Annotated in this window: 17 protein-coding genes; 12 read left to right on the forward strand and 5 right to left on the reverse strand. The window is 68.5% G+C overall.

All coding sequences use genetic code 11. From position 1 onward, the window contains the following. The first annotated feature begins 1 nt into the window (after position 1). From ACWDU4_RS04155 to ACWDU4_RS04170, 4 genes are read left to right on the forward strand one after another with little or no spacing between them, the layout of a single operon-like run. Positions 2-1,027 (forward strand): MlaD family protein, encoded by a 1,026-nt coding sequence (locus ACWDU4_RS04155; protein ID WP_450112585.1) that lies wholly within the window; start codon positions 2-4, stop codon positions 1,025-1,027. 14 nt (positions 1,028-1,041) lie between these two features. Continuing rightward, positions 1,042-2,022 (forward strand): MlaD family protein, encoded by a 981-nt coding sequence (locus ACWDU4_RS04160; protein WP_450112586.1) that lies wholly within the window; start codon positions 1,042-1,044, stop codon positions 2,020-2,022. Next, positions 2,019-2,978, forward strand: coding sequence for an MlaD family protein (locus tag ACWDU4_RS04165; RefSeq protein ID WP_450112587.1), 960 nt, complete (start codon positions 2,019-2,021; stop codon positions 2,976-2,978). Before ACWDU4_RS04160 ends, ACWDU4_RS04165 begins: the two co-directional genes overlap by 4 nt. A 60-nt stretch (positions 2,979-3,038) precedes the next feature. Beyond that, positions 3,039-3,659: a hypothetical protein gene (locus ACWDU4_RS04170; protein ID WP_450112588.1), complete on the forward strand. Its 621-nt coding sequence runs from the start codon at positions 3,039-3,041 to the stop codon at positions 3,657-3,659. Positions 3,660-3,767: 108 nt separating this feature from the next. Here the strand turns inward: ACWDU4_RS04170 and ACWDU4_RS04175 are convergent, their stop codons facing one another. Then, the gene (locus tag ACWDU4_RS04175; RefSeq protein ID WP_450112589.1) at positions 3,768-4,919 is read right to left on the reverse strand and encodes an acyl-CoA dehydrogenase family protein; all 1,152 of its coding nucleotides are present in this window, start codon (positions 4,917-4,919) and stop codon (positions 3,768-3,770) included. Between the two features lie 53 nt (positions 4,920-4,972). Next, positions 4,973-6,142: an aromatic ring-hydroxylating oxygenase subunit alpha gene (locus ACWDU4_RS04180; protein ID WP_450112590.1), complete on the reverse strand. Its 1,170-nt coding sequence runs from the start codon at positions 6,140-6,142 to the stop codon at positions 4,973-4,975. Between the two features lie 181 nt (positions 6,143-6,323). Between ACWDU4_RS04180 and ACWDU4_RS04185 the strand changes: the two genes are divergently transcribed. The 4 genes from ACWDU4_RS04185 (at position 6,324) to ACWDU4_RS04200 (ending at position 10,518) form a co-directional block, all read left to right on the forward strand. Continuing rightward, positions 6,324-7,340: a GNAT family N-acetyltransferase gene (locus ACWDU4_RS04185; RefSeq protein WP_450112591.1), complete on the forward strand. Its 1,017-nt coding sequence runs from the start codon at positions 6,324-6,326 to the stop codon at positions 7,338-7,340. A 199-nt stretch (positions 7,341-7,539) separates the two neighbouring features. Next, complete coding sequence (locus tag ACWDU4_RS04190; protein WP_450112592.1) at positions 7,540-8,364, forward strand: mycofactocin-coupled SDR family oxidoreductase; 825 nt, start codon at positions 7,540-7,542, stop codon at positions 8,362-8,364. A gap of 10 nt (positions 8,365-8,374) precedes the next feature. After that, positions 8,375-9,859, forward strand: a complete 1,485-nt coding sequence (locus ACWDU4_RS04195) for an aldehyde dehydrogenase (RefSeq protein WP_450112593.1) — start codon at positions 8,375-8,377, stop codon at positions 9,857-9,859. Between the two features lie 290 nt (positions 9,860-10,149). Continuing rightward, positions 10,150-10,518, forward strand: coding sequence for an antibiotic biosynthesis monooxygenase (locus ACWDU4_RS04200; RefSeq protein WP_450112594.1), 369 nt, complete (start codon positions 10,150-10,152; stop codon positions 10,516-10,518). Here the strand turns inward: ACWDU4_RS04200 and ACWDU4_RS04205 are convergent. From ACWDU4_RS04205 to ACWDU4_RS04215, 3 genes are all read right to left on the reverse strand, one after another. Continuing rightward, entirely contained in the window at positions 10,515-11,156 is a 642-nt protein-coding gene (locus ACWDU4_RS04205) for a TetR family transcriptional regulator (protein ID WP_450112595.1), read from the reverse strand. The two genes, ACWDU4_RS04200 and ACWDU4_RS04205, sit on opposite strands and share 4 nt — an antisense overlap. 91 nt (positions 11,157-11,247) lie before the next feature. Then, positions 11,248-12,114: an alpha/beta fold hydrolase gene (locus tag ACWDU4_RS04210; RefSeq protein WP_450112596.1), complete on the reverse strand. Its 867-nt coding sequence runs from the start codon at positions 12,112-12,114 to the stop codon at positions 11,248-11,250. Positions 12,115-12,139: 25 nt separating this feature from the next. Continuing rightward, positions 12,140-12,925: an SDR family NAD(P)-dependent oxidoreductase gene (locus ACWDU4_RS04215; protein WP_450112597.1), complete on the reverse strand. Its 786-nt coding sequence runs from the start codon at positions 12,923-12,925 to the stop codon at positions 12,140-12,142. A gap of 152 nt (positions 12,926-13,077) precedes the next feature. Between ACWDU4_RS04215 and ACWDU4_RS04220 the strand changes: the two genes are divergently transcribed. From ACWDU4_RS04220 to ACWDU4_RS04235, 4 genes are all read left to right on the forward strand, one after another. Beyond that, positions 13,078-14,028, forward strand: a complete 951-nt coding sequence (locus ACWDU4_RS04220) for a PDR/VanB family oxidoreductase (RefSeq protein WP_450112598.1) — start codon at positions 13,078-13,080, stop codon at positions 14,026-14,028. 37 nt (positions 14,029-14,065) lie between these two features. Continuing rightward, the gene (locus ACWDU4_RS04225) at positions 14,066-14,275 is read left to right on the forward strand and encodes a hypothetical protein (protein ID WP_450112599.1); all 210 of its coding nucleotides are present in this window, start codon (positions 14,066-14,068) and stop codon (positions 14,273-14,275) included. Further along, positions 14,260-15,699 (forward strand): MFS transporter, encoded by a 1,440-nt coding sequence (locus tag ACWDU4_RS04230; RefSeq protein ID WP_450112600.1) that lies wholly within the window; start codon positions 14,260-14,262, stop codon positions 15,697-15,699. The genes ACWDU4_RS04225 and ACWDU4_RS04230 overlap by 16 nt, the downstream gene beginning before the upstream one ends. A 174-nt stretch (positions 15,700-15,873) precedes the next feature. Beyond that, positions 15,874-16,740 (forward strand): SDR family NAD(P)-dependent oxidoreductase, encoded by an 867-nt coding sequence (locus ACWDU4_RS04235; protein WP_450112601.1) that lies wholly within the window; start codon positions 15,874-15,876, stop codon positions 16,738-16,740. The last annotated feature ends 6 nt before the right edge of the window (positions 16,741-16,746 follow it).

Raw genomic sequence — 16,746 nt, forward strand, 5'->3', positions numbered from 1 at the left:
CGTGACCAACGTGAAGAAGTGGACGGCCGTCTCGGTGGTGACCGTCGCCGCCCTCGGCATCGGCACCGGCGTCACCACGGCCTCGGCCGACTCGGGGGCCGAGCCCGCGACGTACTGCGCGCAGTTGCCCGATTCGGTCGGTCTCTACACCGGTAACCCGGTGACCCAGATGGGGTTCGAGGTCGGAACGATCGACACGATCGTGGAGAAGGGTGACCACGTGGAGATCACTTTCACCACGAAGGTCGGCCGGAAGTTTCCGGCGGACGTGAAGGCGGTGACGCGGTCGAAGTCGATTCTGGCGGACCGGAGCCTGGAACTGGTCGGAAATTACACCAGCGGGCCCGTGCTCGAACCCGGGTCGTGCATTCCCCTCGAACAGGGGTACACGCCGAAGACCATCTCCGAGGTGGTCGGGTCCGCGGCGGACTTCCTCAAGGCGTTGTCCCCAGACGGCAGCGACACCGTCGCAGGTGCGATCGCGGGAGTCTCGGAGGCACTTCGATGGCAGGGCGAGCCGGCCAGGGAGATGATGCGGAGTGCGGCCGGCGCAATGGAGGACCCCGACACGCTGATCGCGAACATCGGGTCCGCGATCGGTGCCATGGCCCCGTTGAACGAGCAGGCGCTCGCCGACTGGGGTGCCATCACCTCGATCGCGAGCCAGCTGCCGGACATCGCCACCGCAGGCATCGACCTGTTCCCCGGCACCATCGACGTCTGTGTCGGCATCGGCTGGGTCGTTGCACTGCTCTACGACATCCAGACGCGCTATGGAGGCGACATCTGGCCGTTTGTACACGGACAGGTGGCCGACGCGATCGCTCTCGCGGCCGGACGTGCGGGCGACCTGTCCGGCCTGGCCGGATCGATTCCGTCGTTCACCGCCGCGCTCGACGAGCAGGCGAGCGGGACGAACGGCCTGACGATTCGGTACACGCCGCCGACGGTCGAGATCGGTGACGGGGCCCGGATCGATCCGGCGAACCTGCTGGGTGAGGTCCTCGGGACGGGAGCGGGACGGTGACCAGGAGACGTGAAGTGGCCCGGAGAGTGCAGCTGGCGGCGGCACTGATGCTCGTTCTGACTGCATCGGCATGTTCGCTCCGCCCCGAGGACCTTCCCTCGGTTCGCGGCGGAATCGGCAGCGGCTACGAGATCTCGCTCGAGTTCGAGAGCGCGCTGAACCTGCCCGCCGGCGCGGACGTGATCATGGACGGACTCCGGGTCGGAGAGGTTCGTGACGTCGCCGTCGAGGGCAACGGAGTCGCCGTCACGGCAGGCATCCGGGACGACACCCGGATCCCGGTGAGCATCCACGCGATCGTCCGGCAGAACACCCTCCTGGGCGACACATACGTCGCGTTGGTCCGTGATCCCGCCTCCCAGGTGACGGCCCATCTGTCCGACGGCGATTCGGTGCCGCTGGAGCGCACCGTCTCGCCGCCGCAGATCGAGGACACCATGGCGGTGCTGGCGACGTTCGTGAACGGCGGCAGCATCGCGCGCATCGAGGACGTGATGGCCAGGGTCAACGCCGTGATGCCTGCGGTGCCGGAGATCAGGAGCCTGGCCACGGTGGTCTCGACGGACCTTCGCGACCTCGGTGCCCGCACCGCCGAGATCGATCGCATGCTCGACGGAATGAACGCCACCGCGGTGACTCTGGGCGAGAACTCCGAGTCGCTGGCGACGATCTTCGACGGCTCCACCGTCCAGTACTGGCGGCGGCTGGCCGTCGACGTGGTCTCGCACATCGGGCAGATCCTGCCGTCCGTCGGCAGTCTCTACGCCGGCGGCCTCTGGCTCGTCCCCATGTTCGAGTCCCTGGCCGACACGACGGACACCTCCCTGAGCGGTGCCCCGTCGGCGGCCACACAACTGTCCGAGTTCCTTCGAACGACGCTGGTGCCGTTCGCGAGCAATCCGTCCGTCGACGTCGTCTCGGTCGAGACCTCGGACGGCGGCCGGTCGCTGGCCGACGCGGAGAACATCCTGCGCATGTTGGGAGCTGTGAAATGAGCAGGAAGACGGTTCTGTCCGTCCTCGGGATGGTCGCGATCGGCGCGCTGTCCTTCACGTACATGTTCCAGTCGGGCCTGCGCACCGGCGTGGCGGAGAAGGTGAACACCGCCACCGTGGGGATTCCCGACACCAACGGTCTCGTGGTCGGCGCCCGGGTCCTGCTGCGGGGAGTGGAGATCGGCGAGATCACCGACATCACCTCATCGGCGAACTCCGTCGACGTGGCGTGGAAGTACGACCGCGACCATCCCATTCCGGTGGACAGCACATTCCGGGTCGACAACCTCTCCGCACTCGGCGAACCCGTGCTCGGGGTCTGGCCGAGGTCGGCGGGTGCCCCGTACCTCCCGGACGCCGCGGTGGTCGCACCCGACCGGGTGGTGGTCCCGACGACCTTCGAGGAACTCTCGGAGCGCCTGACGAACCTGCTCACCCAGGTGGAGCCGGAGGCGGTCGGCCAGATCTTCCGCACCCTCGACGTGGCTCTGCCCGACGACCCGCGTGTGTACAGCGACATCAACGGGGCGGGGCAGAAGCTGGCCGACACCCTCACCCAGCGCTCCGACAGCCTCACCACGGTTCTGCGGACACTGCAGCCCCTGCTGCTCGAGAGCGGCCCGATCCCGCAGGGCATGCTCGAGGCGGCACCGCACCTCGCCGCTTTCGGGTCCGGATTCCAGGATCTGCTCACCGGCATCAGGTTCGCGGCCGATCGCGGTCCGCTCAACGCGGGCATCGCTCACGGCGCCAGCCCGTTCATCGGTGAACTCCAGACGTTCCTCGACGAAACCGCGTCCGATCTCAACCTCCTCGGAGTGAACCTGCTCCCGGCGGTGACCGAGGCGGCGAACGCCATCCGCTCGGTCGACATCGGACGGCTCCTCCAGAACGTCCTCGCCTCGACGGAATCCGGCGACGCGCTGACCGTGCACGTCACACCGGACGGCAACTGACCCCGCCGCACGGACACCGTGCGCGCAGACCCCACGACAACGGAAGGAAACGAGGCCACCATGTCGAACACCTCGCTGCTGCAGGACCAGGACCGGATCGACGAGGACGGCTCGGGCTCGCGGCCGTCCGCCGACGATCACGCACGCAACAACCGGTACCCGATACGGGCGATCGCAACGGGCGTCCTCGGCGCCGTCGCCGTGGCGGCGATCGGTTTCGGAGGCTGGAAGCTCTACGACACCTCCACCGAGCTCGACGCGATGCGCGCCGACGCGGACGCGCGCGCACACGCCGAACAGGTGGCGCTCGACTACGCGACAGGGGCGGCCCGGATGGACTTCCAGGACCTCGCCGGCTGGAAGCAGCGGCTCACCGCGGGCACGGCTCCCGAGCTGGAACAGCGGCTCACGCAGGCGTCGACGTCGATGGAGCAGATCATCGTTCCCCTGCAGTGGAACTCCGCCGCGCAGCCGATCACGGCCAAGGCCGAGGCGACCGGCGACGGCATCTACACCGTCGACTGCTTCGTCAGCGTGTTCACGTCGAACGCGCAGGCGCCCGAGGGGATCCAGTCGACGGCGACCTATCAGCTGACCATCGACAGCACGCAAGACTGGAAGATCACCGAGATCAGCGGTGTCGGACCCGATCTGGGCACGACCGGCGCGACACCGAAATGACGGGCGGTACACCCGCTCCCTGAGGGACGGACCGCGACAAGCGGCGGGGTGGACCGTGATGGTCCACCCCGCCGCTGTCGTTCGCCATGTTCGTCCTTCGGGAGCCGCTCAGCTCTTCATGAGATCGCGGTGGATGATCTCCTTCATGATCTCGTTGGTGCCGCCGTAGATTCGCTGGATGCGGTGGTCGAGATAGGCCTTCGCGACCGGGTATTCCATCATGTAGCCGTAACCGCCGTGGTACTGGACGCCGGCGTCGACGACCTGGCCCTGCAGTTCGGTCGCCCACAGCTTCGCCTTGGAGGCGTCCACCGCGGTCAGGGCACCCTTGTTGTATTCACGGATGCAGCGGTCGATGTAGCTCCGCGAGACCTCGATCGCGGTGCGCAGCTTCGCGAGATCGAAACCCATTCCCTGGAACTCGCCGATCCGCTTACCGAAGGCGGTCCGCTCCTTCACGTAGTCCATCGTCCACCCGAACACGGCCTCCGCCGAGACCTGCGCTGCGATACCGATGCCGAGACGCTCCAGCGGCAGCGACTGCATCAGGTACGCGAACCCGGCTCCTCGTTCGCCGAGGAGGTTCGCGGCCGGCACCCGCACGTTGTCGAAGAAGAGTTCAGCGGTGTCCTGCGCGTGCAGGCCCACCTTGTCCAGCTTGCGGCCGCGGCTGAAGCCCTCGGCCCCTTCCTCCACGACGAAGAGGCTGAAGCCCTTCGAACCGTCGTCGGGATCGGTCTTGGCGAAGACGATCACCAGGTCGGCGAGGATGCCGCTGGTGATGAAGGTCTTGGCGCCGTTCACAATCCACTCGTCACCGTCGAGAACCGCGGTGGTGGTGATCGCCCGCAGGTCGCTGCCCGCCCCGGGCTCGCTCATCGCGATCGCGCCGATCGTCCGGCCGGTCACGAACCCCGGCAGCCAGCGGCGCCGCTGCTCGTCGTTCGCATGGCGCAGAAGGTAGTTCAGCACGATGTCGTCGTTGGTGGAGAACCCGGACTGCAGCGCGGACGCACCGACCCGGGCGATCTCCTCCTGGATGACGACCCGGTAGCGGTAGTCCGTCTCACCGGGGCCGCCGAACTCCTCCGGCACGGTCAGCCCGAGCAGCCCCAGGCTGCCTGCGGCGAGCCAGGTGTCGCGATCGATCAGCCGATCGGCGTCCCACTTCTCGAGGTTGGGGACGACGTGCTTGTCGACGAAACCCCGGACCGAGTCGCGGAACAGTTCGTGGTCGTTTTCGAAGAGATCGCTCTCCACGTGAGCCTCCTACGGGCGGGACGCTCGAAGGCGCCCCGCCTTGGTGTTCGGTGTCAGTTCTCGCTGACGAGCTTCTGGATTTCCCGGCGGAAGACCTGGTTGGCGACCTCGTTGCGACCCAGGAGCATGTTGCCGGCGTTGGCGCTGGCCATGGCTCGTTGCGAGTCGCGCAGGATGGGGAAGTCCTCGTTGTGCAGGACCGCGACCAGAATCTCGACGTTCTTGTCCCAGAGCCGGTTCCAGCGCTCCTCGGCCAATCCGCTCTCCTCGACCGTCGGGCAGATCAGGCGGATCTCCATGCGGCACTGCTGCGGGTCGCTGGGATGCGGACGGAAGGTGAGCAACTGGAAGTGATCGGGCTGGCGGAGCAGGGTGCTGTTGGGCCCGATGAAGTAGGTTTCGGTGGTGTGCTCGGCCAGGCTGCGGTCGCCGGGGTCCTCCTCGATCCACCGGTCGATCGTCTTGCGCAGGTTCATGAACCGGCAGTGGTGTCCGAAGTCCTCGAAGGACATCACGTTGGTGTGAATGTGCTTGGCGGCGGTGTTCGGGTGCGCGTACTGGATGTGGTAGCCGTCGAGGAACGCGTCCTGCATCAGCTTCCAGTTGACCGGCTCCTCGAACACCTTGACACGGGTGGTCACCTTCGAGCCGAGCTCCTGCGAGGCCAGGATGGCGTCCATGTCCGGGCCGAGCCAGTCGGCGACGTCGATGGTCGCGGAGGCATCGTCGACGACCCAGATGAATCCGTGCCGTTCCTCGGTGGGCAGCTGCACGAGGTTGCGCTCGGAGCGGTCGGCCTCACCGAACGTGTTGTCACGGGTGATCGTGCGCAGCGTTCCGTCGGTGTCGTACGACCATCGGTGGTACGGGCAGGAGAACAGGCGGCACCGACCCTTCTCCTCCTTCTCGACCATGGCGCCGCGGTGGCGGCACTGATTCACCAGGGTCTTGACGCTGCCGTCACGCTGGCGGACGACGATGACGTTGTTCCGCGGCAGCTGGAGTGTGAAGAAGTCGCCCGCGCGGGGGATCTCGGAGCCGTGGGCGACGATGGTCGGAACCCGGCCGAAGACGCGATCACGCTCGCGCTTGGCGATCTCCGGATCGGTGAACTCGACGGGTTCGAACCAGGTGATGTGCTCGAACTCGTCGGTGGTGTCGTTGCGCAGGTGCTCCAGTGCCCGCCGAATGCGTTCCTCACGGGGTGCTCCGACCTCGGTCATCGCTTCGCCTCCTGTCGTTGGTCGCCGGCCCGGGTGGAGTCCAGGGGGCGTGCCCATCGTGTCGATGACGCTAAATCTAATTTATGTAGGTTTAGGTGTAAAGCCTCGGCTGCCGGTTCACCCTTGCGGCATTAACCGACAGTCATTAGATTGACACCAATCCGCTCGACGAGGAGTGAGGATGATCGCTTATCAGTGGTGCGAGGCGCTGAGCCCGGACGATCGGGGCGAGGTGCTCGAGCTCGTCCGGGTCGCGGCCGAGTACGACGACGAGGCCGGATTCTCGGCGATCGCCGAGTCGGACGTCGTCGACGGGGATGGTCGGAGCGCGGAGTCGGATTCGTCTTCTGCCGACGGTGCTCGCGTGCTGCACCTTCCGATCAAGGCTCGGCGCGGCCTCGCCACCGGGCCGGACGTGCCATGGATGCTGGTTGCCTACCTGCACCTCGCCGTCGGGTCCGACGGTCTCGGCGTGGCGCAGTTCGTCGTCCACCCGGACTACCGGTCCCGGGGAATCGCGACCCAGCTCGTCGAGGAGCTCGGCCTCGACGTCGACGCGGAGGGCGGGTGGGCCGGCACCGGCGCCCGGGCGCTGCGGGCATGGGCCTACGGCAGCCATCCGGCGACCGAACGGTTGACCGCGAGGTTCGGGGTGCCCGCGGTGAGCCGGCTGTGGACTCTGCTGCGCCACCTGTCCGGGCCGTGGGCCGAGCCGCTCCCGGAAGTGGAATCGCCGGAGGCGTACCGGATCGTCCCGTCCCGCCCGGTCGCCGACCCCGACGTCACGTCCGCGGTCGATGCGATCCTGGTGGATGCGTCGCTTCCGGCGCAACATCGCGAAAATCTCTCTGTTGCAGCGACTTCGGGTCAGGCGATGACCGCCATCGACGAGGCGGGACGACCCGTGGGCGTCGCGTGCTACGACCCCACCCTCCGTATCCGGGAGGAGCTGCGCGCTGCCTGGATCGGGGCGCTGGTCGTCACGACGGCCGCGCGCGGCTCGGGGCTCGGCTCCGTCCTGCTCGTGCGGGCACTCGAGGCCCTGCGCGAGGCCGGCGCGCATGTCGCCTTGCTGCGCATCGACCCCGACGACGAACGGGCCCTGCGCATGTGCCGGCTGCTGTCGTTCGAGCAGGACGAGGCGCACGCGTGTTTCCAGGTGGGTCGCTGGTCGCAGCCGGTCGAGTTCCATCGTTGATACGTAGAACAAAATACGATCTTTGTCTTGACGTCACCACCTGCTGTCGGTAGCGTGCTGTGTCGGGGGTCACACATAGGGCGCAGGTTCGCCCGCCCCGCCTGTCGGGCGCAGTTTCGCCCACCACTCGACAATCCGCCCGCAGATCCTCGTCCGCCGGCGTCAGATACCCGAATTACCCAGTGAGAGAGGGATACACATGAAGAGGCTCGAGGGTAAGGTCGCATTCATCACCGGCGTGGCGCGCGGGCAGGGTCGTGCGCACGCGGTCCGGCTCGCGGAGGAGGGTGCCGCGATCATCGGGATGGACATCTGCGCGCAGATCCCGACCGTGTTCTACCCGATGGCCACCGAGGAGGATCTCGCCGAGACCGAGCGGCTGGTCAAGGAGGCCGGCGGCCGGATCGTCACCACCGTCGGTGACGTGCGCAAGCGTGAGGACGTGCAGCGCGCGTACCACGCCGGCGTCGAACAGTTCGGGTTCGTCGACATCGTGGTCCCGAACGCCGGCATCATGCCGGTCATCGACCAGGGCGCCGAGCCCCAGGCGTGGCACGATGCCGTCGACACGATGCTCACGGGCGTCTGGCACGTGCTCGAGGTGACCGTGCCCGGCATGATCGAGCGCGGCGAGGGTGGATCCGTCGCGATCACGAGCTCTGCCGCCGGTCTGACGAGCATCGGCCTCAACACCTTCCCCGGTCAGGCCGGTTACTCGGCGGCGAAGCACGGTGTCGTCGGTCTGATGCGGCTGTACTCGAAGCAGCTGGCCAAGCACTTCATCAGGGTCAACACGATCCACCCGACCGGCGTGAACACCCCGATGGTCGCCAATGCGGAGTACGGCGCGTTCGTGAACTCGCACCCCGAGGTGGCGAACGACGACGCCTACAAGAACCCGATGCCGGTCGAGCTGATCGAGGCGGTCGACATCAGCAACGCGATCGTCTTCCTCGCCTCCGACGAGGCCCGCTACATCACCGGAGTCACCCTGCCCGTCGACGCCGGCTACAACAACCGCTGAGAGGCAACAGATGACCATCACCGACACCACCCCCTCGGCGCCCACGGTCGCCGACCGCGAGCAGGTCTTCATCGGCGGCCGCTGGGTCGATTCGACCGGCGACGAGTGGATCGACCTGATCGACCCCTGGAGCGAGCAGCGTGCCGCCCGGATCCGCAGTGCCACAACAGAAGACGTCGCCCGTGCCGTTGGCGCCGCGCGCACGTCCTTCGACGACGGCGCGTGGGCGGGCAGGTCGATGGCCGAGCGTGCCGACGTGATCGACGAGATCGCCACCCGGCTCGAGCGCCGCCTCGAGGAGCTGACCGCGATCGGCGTCATCGAGGTCGGGATCCCGGTCAGCGTCAGTGCCGGTACCCAGCAGATGACCGCAGGCCTGTTCCAGGCGGTCGCGAACGAGGCACGCGCGTTCGAGGTCCGGGAAGACCGGACCCGGGCGGACGGGGGAATCTCACGAATCCTCAAGGAGCCCACCGGAGTCGTCGCCGCGATCATTCCGTGGAACGGACCGATCGGCACCATCGCGTTCAAGGTCGCCCCGGCGCTCGCGGCCGGTTGTTCGGTGATCCTCAAGGGTGCACCCGACGCCCCGCTGTCGCCGGCCGTGTTCGCCGACGTGATCGCCGAACTGGTCGACGAGGGCCGCATTCCGGAGGGGGTGGTCAGCGTCCTGATCGCCGACCGCGAGGTGTCCGAGACGTTGGTGACCAACCCCGACGTCGACCACATCACCTTCACCGGTTCCACCGTCGCCGGCCGCCGCATCGCGGAGCTCGCGAGCCAGCGCATCGCACGAGTCTCCCTGGAGCTCGGCGGCAAGTCGGCCGCGATCATCCTCGACGACGCCGACCTGAACCACGTGCTGCAGTCGCTGCCCATGGGCGGCTGCATGCAGTCCGGGCAGGCCTGCATCGCGCTGACCCGCGTGCTCGTCTCCCGCAAGCGGCACGACGAGGTGGTCGAGGCTCTCAAGGCGGCGTACGGCTCGCTGCCGATCGGCAATCCCTGGGAGCCGACGAACTTCCTCGGCCCCCTGGCGGGGGAGCGGCACCGCGACCGCGTGCAGGGCTACATCGCCACGGCCGAGGCCGAGGGTGCGACGGTCGTGCTGGGCGGCGGCGCCCCCGAAGGCGTCGACCAGGGGTTCTTCGTCGCTCCGACCCTGATCGACGGGGTGCGCAACGACATGAGGATCGCGCAGGAAGAGGTGTTCGGTCCGGTCATCGCGCTGATCACCTACGAGGACGAGGACGAGGCGGTCGCGATCGCGAACGACTCGATCTACGGGCTTTCCGGTGCGGTGTACACGGAGGATCTGGACCGCGGGTACGCCCTGGCGCAGCGGATCCGGACCGGGACGATCAGCGTCAACGGCGCCGTCATCGACTTCACCGTTCCGTTCGGCGGATACAAGCAGTCCGGCGTCGGCCGTGAGGGCGGCGTCGAGGGTCTCGAGGAGTTCTTCGAGACCAAGACCGTGCACATGCCGGCTTAGGGCATGTCTCCCAATCCCCGTTTCGGCACACCTGGCGCCCAATCGCCGCCCAGCTGCGTTGTCGTCGGCGCCGATACAACAGCGGTATCGGCTTCTCCTCCGCCTTGCCGGACGACGATTGTTTCGCCGGGTGCATCCGAGAGGGATTAGGAGACACGCCCTGGCCGGCCGGCGATCGAAACAGGCGGTGCCCCGGAACATTTGGTTCCGGGGCACCGCTTGTGGCCGTTCCGCTGCTATTTTGAGGGGGTCGCACGGCGTGGACGTGCGCGGGAGCCTAGGCGGGAACAGTGAACAACACCGATGGCGTCGAAGCGGTCGACACCGGTGACGGCGTGGCCGAACGTGGTGTCGCGAACGTGACGACCACGATCGTGCGGCGGATTCGGGCGGGCCGCGACGACGAGTTCGCCGACTGGATCCAGAGCGGCCTCGGCCTCGCTCGGATCTTCCCCGGCTTCCTCGGCGGAGGGTGGCTCAAGGAGAGCAGCGTCTCGGATGTGTGCGTGATCGTGCTTCGATTCGAAACGCAAGATGCCCTTGACAACTGGCTCCGCTCGGCGCTGCGCGGCGGGTGGCTCCGCACCGGCGAGAACATTGCCGAGGAACTGCCGAACGACCGCGCCACGACGGCCGTCGACCTCTTCGAGCGCCCCTAGGCCGATCGGGTGCCGGCGTCGGTTTCGTTCCGCATGACGCCGTACAGGAAGCTGCGGACCATCTCCTCGTACAGCTTCTTCGACGTCAACTCGTTCTCGGCCAGTGCGTGCGCCAGGGTGGGCTGCGATTCGGGGTCGACGTTCGGGAAGATCGTCGTCCGCGTGCTGGGTCCGCGTACGGCCTCCGTGAGCGCCGCGCCGAGGGAGAGGCGTTCCATCCCGTCGAGGATCTGTACGTGCAGCCGGGCGGGGACTCCCGAGGCTTCCAGGAACCGGGCCGTCTCCTCGTAGCTGCCGATGAGCAGGTCGCGGGGCAGGTACTGCAGCAGGATCGGCGCCGCATTTCGGTGCTTGAGGATCGACTGCCGGAAGTTCAGTGCGAGAGACACGAAGAACTCCGGCCAGTCCGGACCTGGCTTGCGGCGCGGGATCGAGCCGGCGCCGGCGATCTGCCGGGCCACGGCCGAGAGGATCTCCGACTTGTCGGAGAAGTGGTGGTAGAGGGACGGTGCCCGGACGCCGAGGTGCTTGGCCAAACGCGGCAGGCTGAACGCCTCGAGCCCCTCCGTGTCGATGATCTCGATGGATGCTGCGACCGCGGAGGCGCGACTGATCAGCGGTTTCGACGGTCGTGGCATCTCGGGCTTTCCGCTCGGTGTCGCCGGGTCGGGCACCCGGCTCGGGTGGACCGATCGTAACGGGTGGTCGGCCTGCCACCGGTCCGGTCGATCACCGGGGCGGCACCGACCCGTCGAGGAAATCGATCAGACCCTCACCGAGCACGTCGTTGTCGTCGCCGCTGACCATGTGCCCCGCGCCGCCGACATCGATGTGCCGGGCGCCGGGAATCAGATCCAGGAGGTCGCGCGCGCCGTCGGGGCTGACCACGTCGGACTGGGCGCCTCGGATCAGCAGTGTGGGCACGGTGATCGCGCGTGCCGCCGACCGTGCCTGCTCCTCGCGGACCCCGGCCTGCTCCGGGCCGTTCTCCCGGTGGGTGAGCATCCGCGGATCCCAGTGCCAGTACCAGCGGCCGTCGCGCAGGCGAAGGTTCTTGCGCAGGCCGTCGGCGCGCGGGGGCCTGCGGCGGTGCGGGTTGTATGCGGCCACGGCGGCGGCGGCGTCCTCGAGGGTGTCGAACCCGGCGAGGCCGTCGTGCATGAAGGCGCTGATCTTGGCGAGGCCCTCCGGTTCGGCGCGCGGGGTGATGTCGACCAGGACGAGCGCGCGGCCCAGGCCCGGATGCGAGCCCTGCGCGATCAGCGAGGCCATGCCGCCCATCGAGGCACCGACCAGGACCGGGGGCTCGTCGAGTGCGCCCGCGACGGCGACCAGGTCGCGGGCGTGCGCCGCGATGGCGTAGTCGCCGTCGTCCGCCCAGTCGCTGTCTCCGTGACCACGCGCGTCCAAGGCGAGCGCGCTCCAGCCGTTCCCGGCGAGACGCTCCCCGGTGCGCTGCCACGAGTGCCGGGTCTGCCCGCCGCCGTGCAGGAGCAGCACCGTGCCCCGCACGGGTTCGTGGACCGGATCCCAGCGGTCCGCGACGAGGGTGAGGCCGTCGCCCGTCAGGCGTACTGCGGTGGTGGTGTCCGTCATGGTGCTCGTGCTCCTGTGGTGGTGTTCAGTGGCCCGACGTGCCGCCGTCGACGGCAAGCGTCGACCCGGTCACGTATCCCGATGCCGGGCTGGCCAGGAACACCACCGCGGCGTCGATCTCGCGCTGGGTGGCGGTGCGGCCGAGGGGACAGTCGCGCAGGAACTCGGCGAGGGTCTCCGGGGACATCTCACCGGTCATGTCGGTGTCGACGAAACCGGGGGCGATCGCGTTGACGCGAATTCCCTTTCGCCCAGACCACTGATTCGACAGATCGCGGGTCAGGCCGATCATCCCGGCCTTGCTGGACGCGTAGGCCGCCTGCGGCAGCACCGACTTGACCAGCCCGAGCATGCTCGCGACGTTGACGATGCTCGACCCGGGTCGCATCACCCGGGCGCAGGACTGGGCGGTCCAGTAGGCGCCGAAGAGGTTGACCTCGAGCACGTTCCGGTAGTCCTCGGGCCGTTCGCGGGTGGCGGGGGCGGCATGGGTCACGCCGGCGTTGTTGACCAGGACGTCGAGGCGGCCGAACTCCTCGATCGTCGCGCTCGCCAAGGCGTCGCACTGGTCGGGGTCGGTGACGTCGGTCGGCACGACCAGGCAGCGGCGGCCGAGATCGGTGACCGTCTCGGCGACCTGCTCGAGCTTGTCGCGACGGCGGGCGGCGACGACCACGTCGGCGCCCGCCTCGGCCAGTGCGCGGGCGAATCCGGCGCCGAGTCCGCTGCCTGCGCCGGTCACGACTGCGACGGCCCCGGACAGGCGGAACAGGTCGACGACCGATCCGGTGTCGGGAAGGGGGGTGTCCATGCTGTCACGGCTCCTGTCGAACATCGGCTAATGACTATAGGTTTAGACCTGGGAAGGGATGGAAGGCAAGCCCTCCTACGTCGCTCTTGCGTTCCATAAAACTAATCACTTAAGATTTAGGCAAGTTCAGTCCGAGTGGAACGGGTAGCCCGATGACCGACAACCAGACGTTCCGGCAGATGCGGGTGACGAGCAAGGAGCCGGCTGCGGCCGGGGTCGTGGCGGTGACCCTGGCGGACCCCGACGGTGCCGAACTCCCGACCTGGGAGCCCGGTGCCCACCTCGACCTCGTGTTCGGAGACATCACCCGCCAGTACTCGCTGTGCGGCGACGTCACCGACGAGACCTCGCTGACCGTAGCGGTGCTGCGGGAACCGAACGGCCGCGGCGGGTCGGCATATGTGCACGACAAGCTGGAGATCGGCGACGTGATCGGCGTCGGCGGACCCCGCAACAACTTCACGCTGACCGCCGCGTCGTCCTATCTGTTCGTCGCCGGCGGCATCGGCATCACCCCGCTGCGGCCGATGCTCCGGTCGGTCGACGCACAGGGCCTCCCGTGGCGGTTGCTGTACGGCGGACGCACCCGCGAGAGCATGGCCTTCGGGGACGAACTGGTGGCCGCGCATCCCGACCGGGTGGAACTGCGGCCGCAGGACGAGTACGGCGTCCTCGACCTCGCCGCCGCCCTGGACGCCGCGCCGGCGGGCACTGCGGTGTACTGCTGCGGACCCGAACCCCTGCTTCAGGCCATCGAGTCCGCATGCCGGGAGCGAGATCACGTGACCCTGCATGTCGAACGGTTCGCCGCCAAACAGATCGACGCTCGCGAGGACGGCGCGTTCGAGGTCGAACTCGGCAGCAGCGGTTCCGTCGTGGAGGTCGGCGCATCGGAATCCGTGCTCGACGCGTTGCAGCGCAGTGGGGTGGCCGTCGACTTCTCCTGCCGGGAGGGCACCTGCGGGACCTGCGAGGTCGCGGTTCTCGCCGGACGGCCCGATCACCGCGACTCGATCCTCACTGAGGACGAGCAGGCCGCGAACGACGCGATGATGATCTGCGTCTCCCGTAGCTGCACGCCACGGCTCGTCCTCGACCTCTGACCCACCCTTCGAGCGATCGACCCACCAGGAGACCCGCGTGAACCGGACCGAGCCCGCCGCCCTCTACGAGGTGCGCGACCACGTCGCGATCGTGACGCTGAACCGTCCCGACGCCCGCAACTCCGTCAACGCCGCGCTGTCGGCGGCGTGCAGCGCACGCACCCGGGTCGTGATGACCGGCGAGGACGCGAAGGAGGGGCCGCGCGCCTTCGCGGCCAAACGGACGCCGCAGTGGACCGGTCACTGACGGCGGCGGCTCGCGACGCCGCCCCGGCCTCCGCCGAAGCAGGCGTCTCGGGCGTTCGTGTCGTTGCTGCACTGTGCTTCTCGGTCATGACCCTGTCGATTCTGCAGGCCGCCGTGGTGCCGGTGATCCCGACGATGGCGCGGCAACTCGGGATCGGGCCGACGGCGGTCGGCTGGGTGTTGACCGCCAACCTGCTCGCCGCCGCGGTGACCACCCCGGTGCTCGGCAGGCTCGCCGATCAGCGCGGGGGGCGCCCGGTGCTGATCGGCGTGCTCACCGTGGTCGTCGTGGGGTCGGTGCTCTGCGTCGTGGCGCCCTCCCTGCCGCTGCTGATCGTCGGACGGGCACTGCAGGGCACCGCGTTCGCCCTGTTCCCGATCGGGGTGGCGGTGCTGCGCGCGGTGCTCGACGAGCGCCGGCTCGCCCATGCCATCGGCATCATGTCCGGAATCATGGCGGCGGGAGCCGGATTCGGGATGGTCGCGGCCGGCCTGCTGGTCGCAGGCGACGGAGGCTACCGCCCGGTTTTCGGGATGTTGTTGGCCCTGAGTCTGATTGCGCTCGTGATCTCCTGGATGTCGATCCCCCGCATCGGAGCCCCGCAACGACGCGGAGGCCTCGACGTCGCGGGTGCGGCCCTGCTCGCGGTCGGGCTGTCCGCCCTCCTGCTCGCGATCGCGGAGGGCGGCCGGTGGGGGATCGGACCGGCCCTTGTCCTGGCGGCCGGCGGCCTGTCGGTCCTGCTGTGGTGGTTCCGTCACGAAAAGCGTTGTACGGAACCACTGGTTTCGCCCCGGGTGCTCGTCGGACGTGCGGTGGCACCGGCGCATGTGGCAGCGCTGCTCGTCGGTGCGGCGATGTACGTCCAGTTCCTCGGCATCGCGCAGTTCGTCCAGGCCGGTCCCGACGTCGCCGGCTACGGGTTCGGTGCCTCCGTGCTGGAGGCCAGTCTGGTGTTCCTGCTGCCCGGCTCCGTCGCGGGAGCGCTGACCGCCGCCGTCAGCGGCAGGCTGGTCCATCGGTTCCGCGCGGACCGGGTCCTCGTCGCGATGTGCGCGGTGGGGGTGGCCGGATTTGCCGTCCTGATCTTCGCGCACGAGCGGCCGTGGCAGATGGTCGTGGCCGTGGTGGTGGTCAACGTGTTCGTGAGCGGTGCCTACGCGGCCCTCCCCGCCCTGCTCGTGGACGCGGTGCCTGCCTCCGAGACCGCAGTGGTGAACGGGGTGAACGCGATCGCACGCATCTTCGGCAGCTCGCTGGCGAGCGCCCTGGTCGCTGCCCTCCTCGCGGCGATGACGGTGCCGCGCACGGGCGCGGCGACCGAGTCGGCCTACGTGCTCGCCTTCGGCATCGGTGCGGCGGCCGCGGCCGCCGCCGGAGTGGCGGCGCTGTCGGCTGGATATCAAAGGACAAATTTTGATTGACGTCTCACAGTGTGGGGCGTAGCCTGGGTCACAAGCGCCGGAGGTCGTCATCGCCCCGGAATGCACTCTTCCGCACCGTGTTCCGAATCCGGTGCACGCCAACTTTATTCACGGTCAGATTTACGGACGCCGGTTGCCCGGCGATCCCTCCCGTCGGGCACAAGGAGCTCTCACATGAAACTCAACGACAAGGTCGCGATCATCACCGGAGGTGGCTCGGGTCTCGGGCGGCAGGCCTCCCAGCTGTTCGCTTCCGAGGGCGCCCGCGTCGCCGTCGTCGACATCGACCCGGAGCGCGCGGCGGGCACCGTGAAGCTCGTGCAGGAGCAGGGCGGCACGGCCATCGACATCGTCGCGGACGTCAGCAAGAAGGCGCAGATGGTCGACGCCGTCGCCCGCACCGTCGACGAGTTCGGCAAGCTCGACATCATGTTCGCCAATGCGGGCGTCGTCTCGCGCGGCGGCGTGCCGTCGGTCGCCGGCGGTGAGCAGGTCGCCTTCGAGGACCTCACCGAAGAGGACTGGCAGCACGTCTGCGGCGTCAACCTCAGCGGTGTCATCTACTCCGCCCAGGCTGCGGTGCCCGCGCTCAAGGCCAACGGTGGTGGCGTCATCCTCGCCACCTCGTCCGCGTCCTCGATCGTGTCCTACCACGGCATCGCGCTGTACCAGGCGACGAAGGCGGGCATCAACGGGCTGGTCCGCGGACTGAGCCTCGACCTCGGCAAGTTCGGCATCCGCGTCAACGCGATCGCACCCACCCACGGCATGTCCCCGAACTTCCTCGCCCCGGCGGGCACCCCGGTCGTCGGTCAGTCCTACGAGGAGACCGCCGGCCCGTGGGATCCGATCGTCTCGCCGATCCCGCTCAAGCTGAACCGTCCGCCGTCACTGGTCGACAACGCGAAGGCGGCACTGTTCCTCGTCTCCGACGACTCGGCCTACATGTCGGGTGTCACGATGCCGACCACCGACGGCGGCACCCTCTCGCGAGTCGGGATGTGGTTCGAGGAGGACCTGAACCCGACCGCGGCCTCCTGACCGAAC

This window comes from Rhodococcus sp. NPDC003348 (assembly GCF_053589375.1).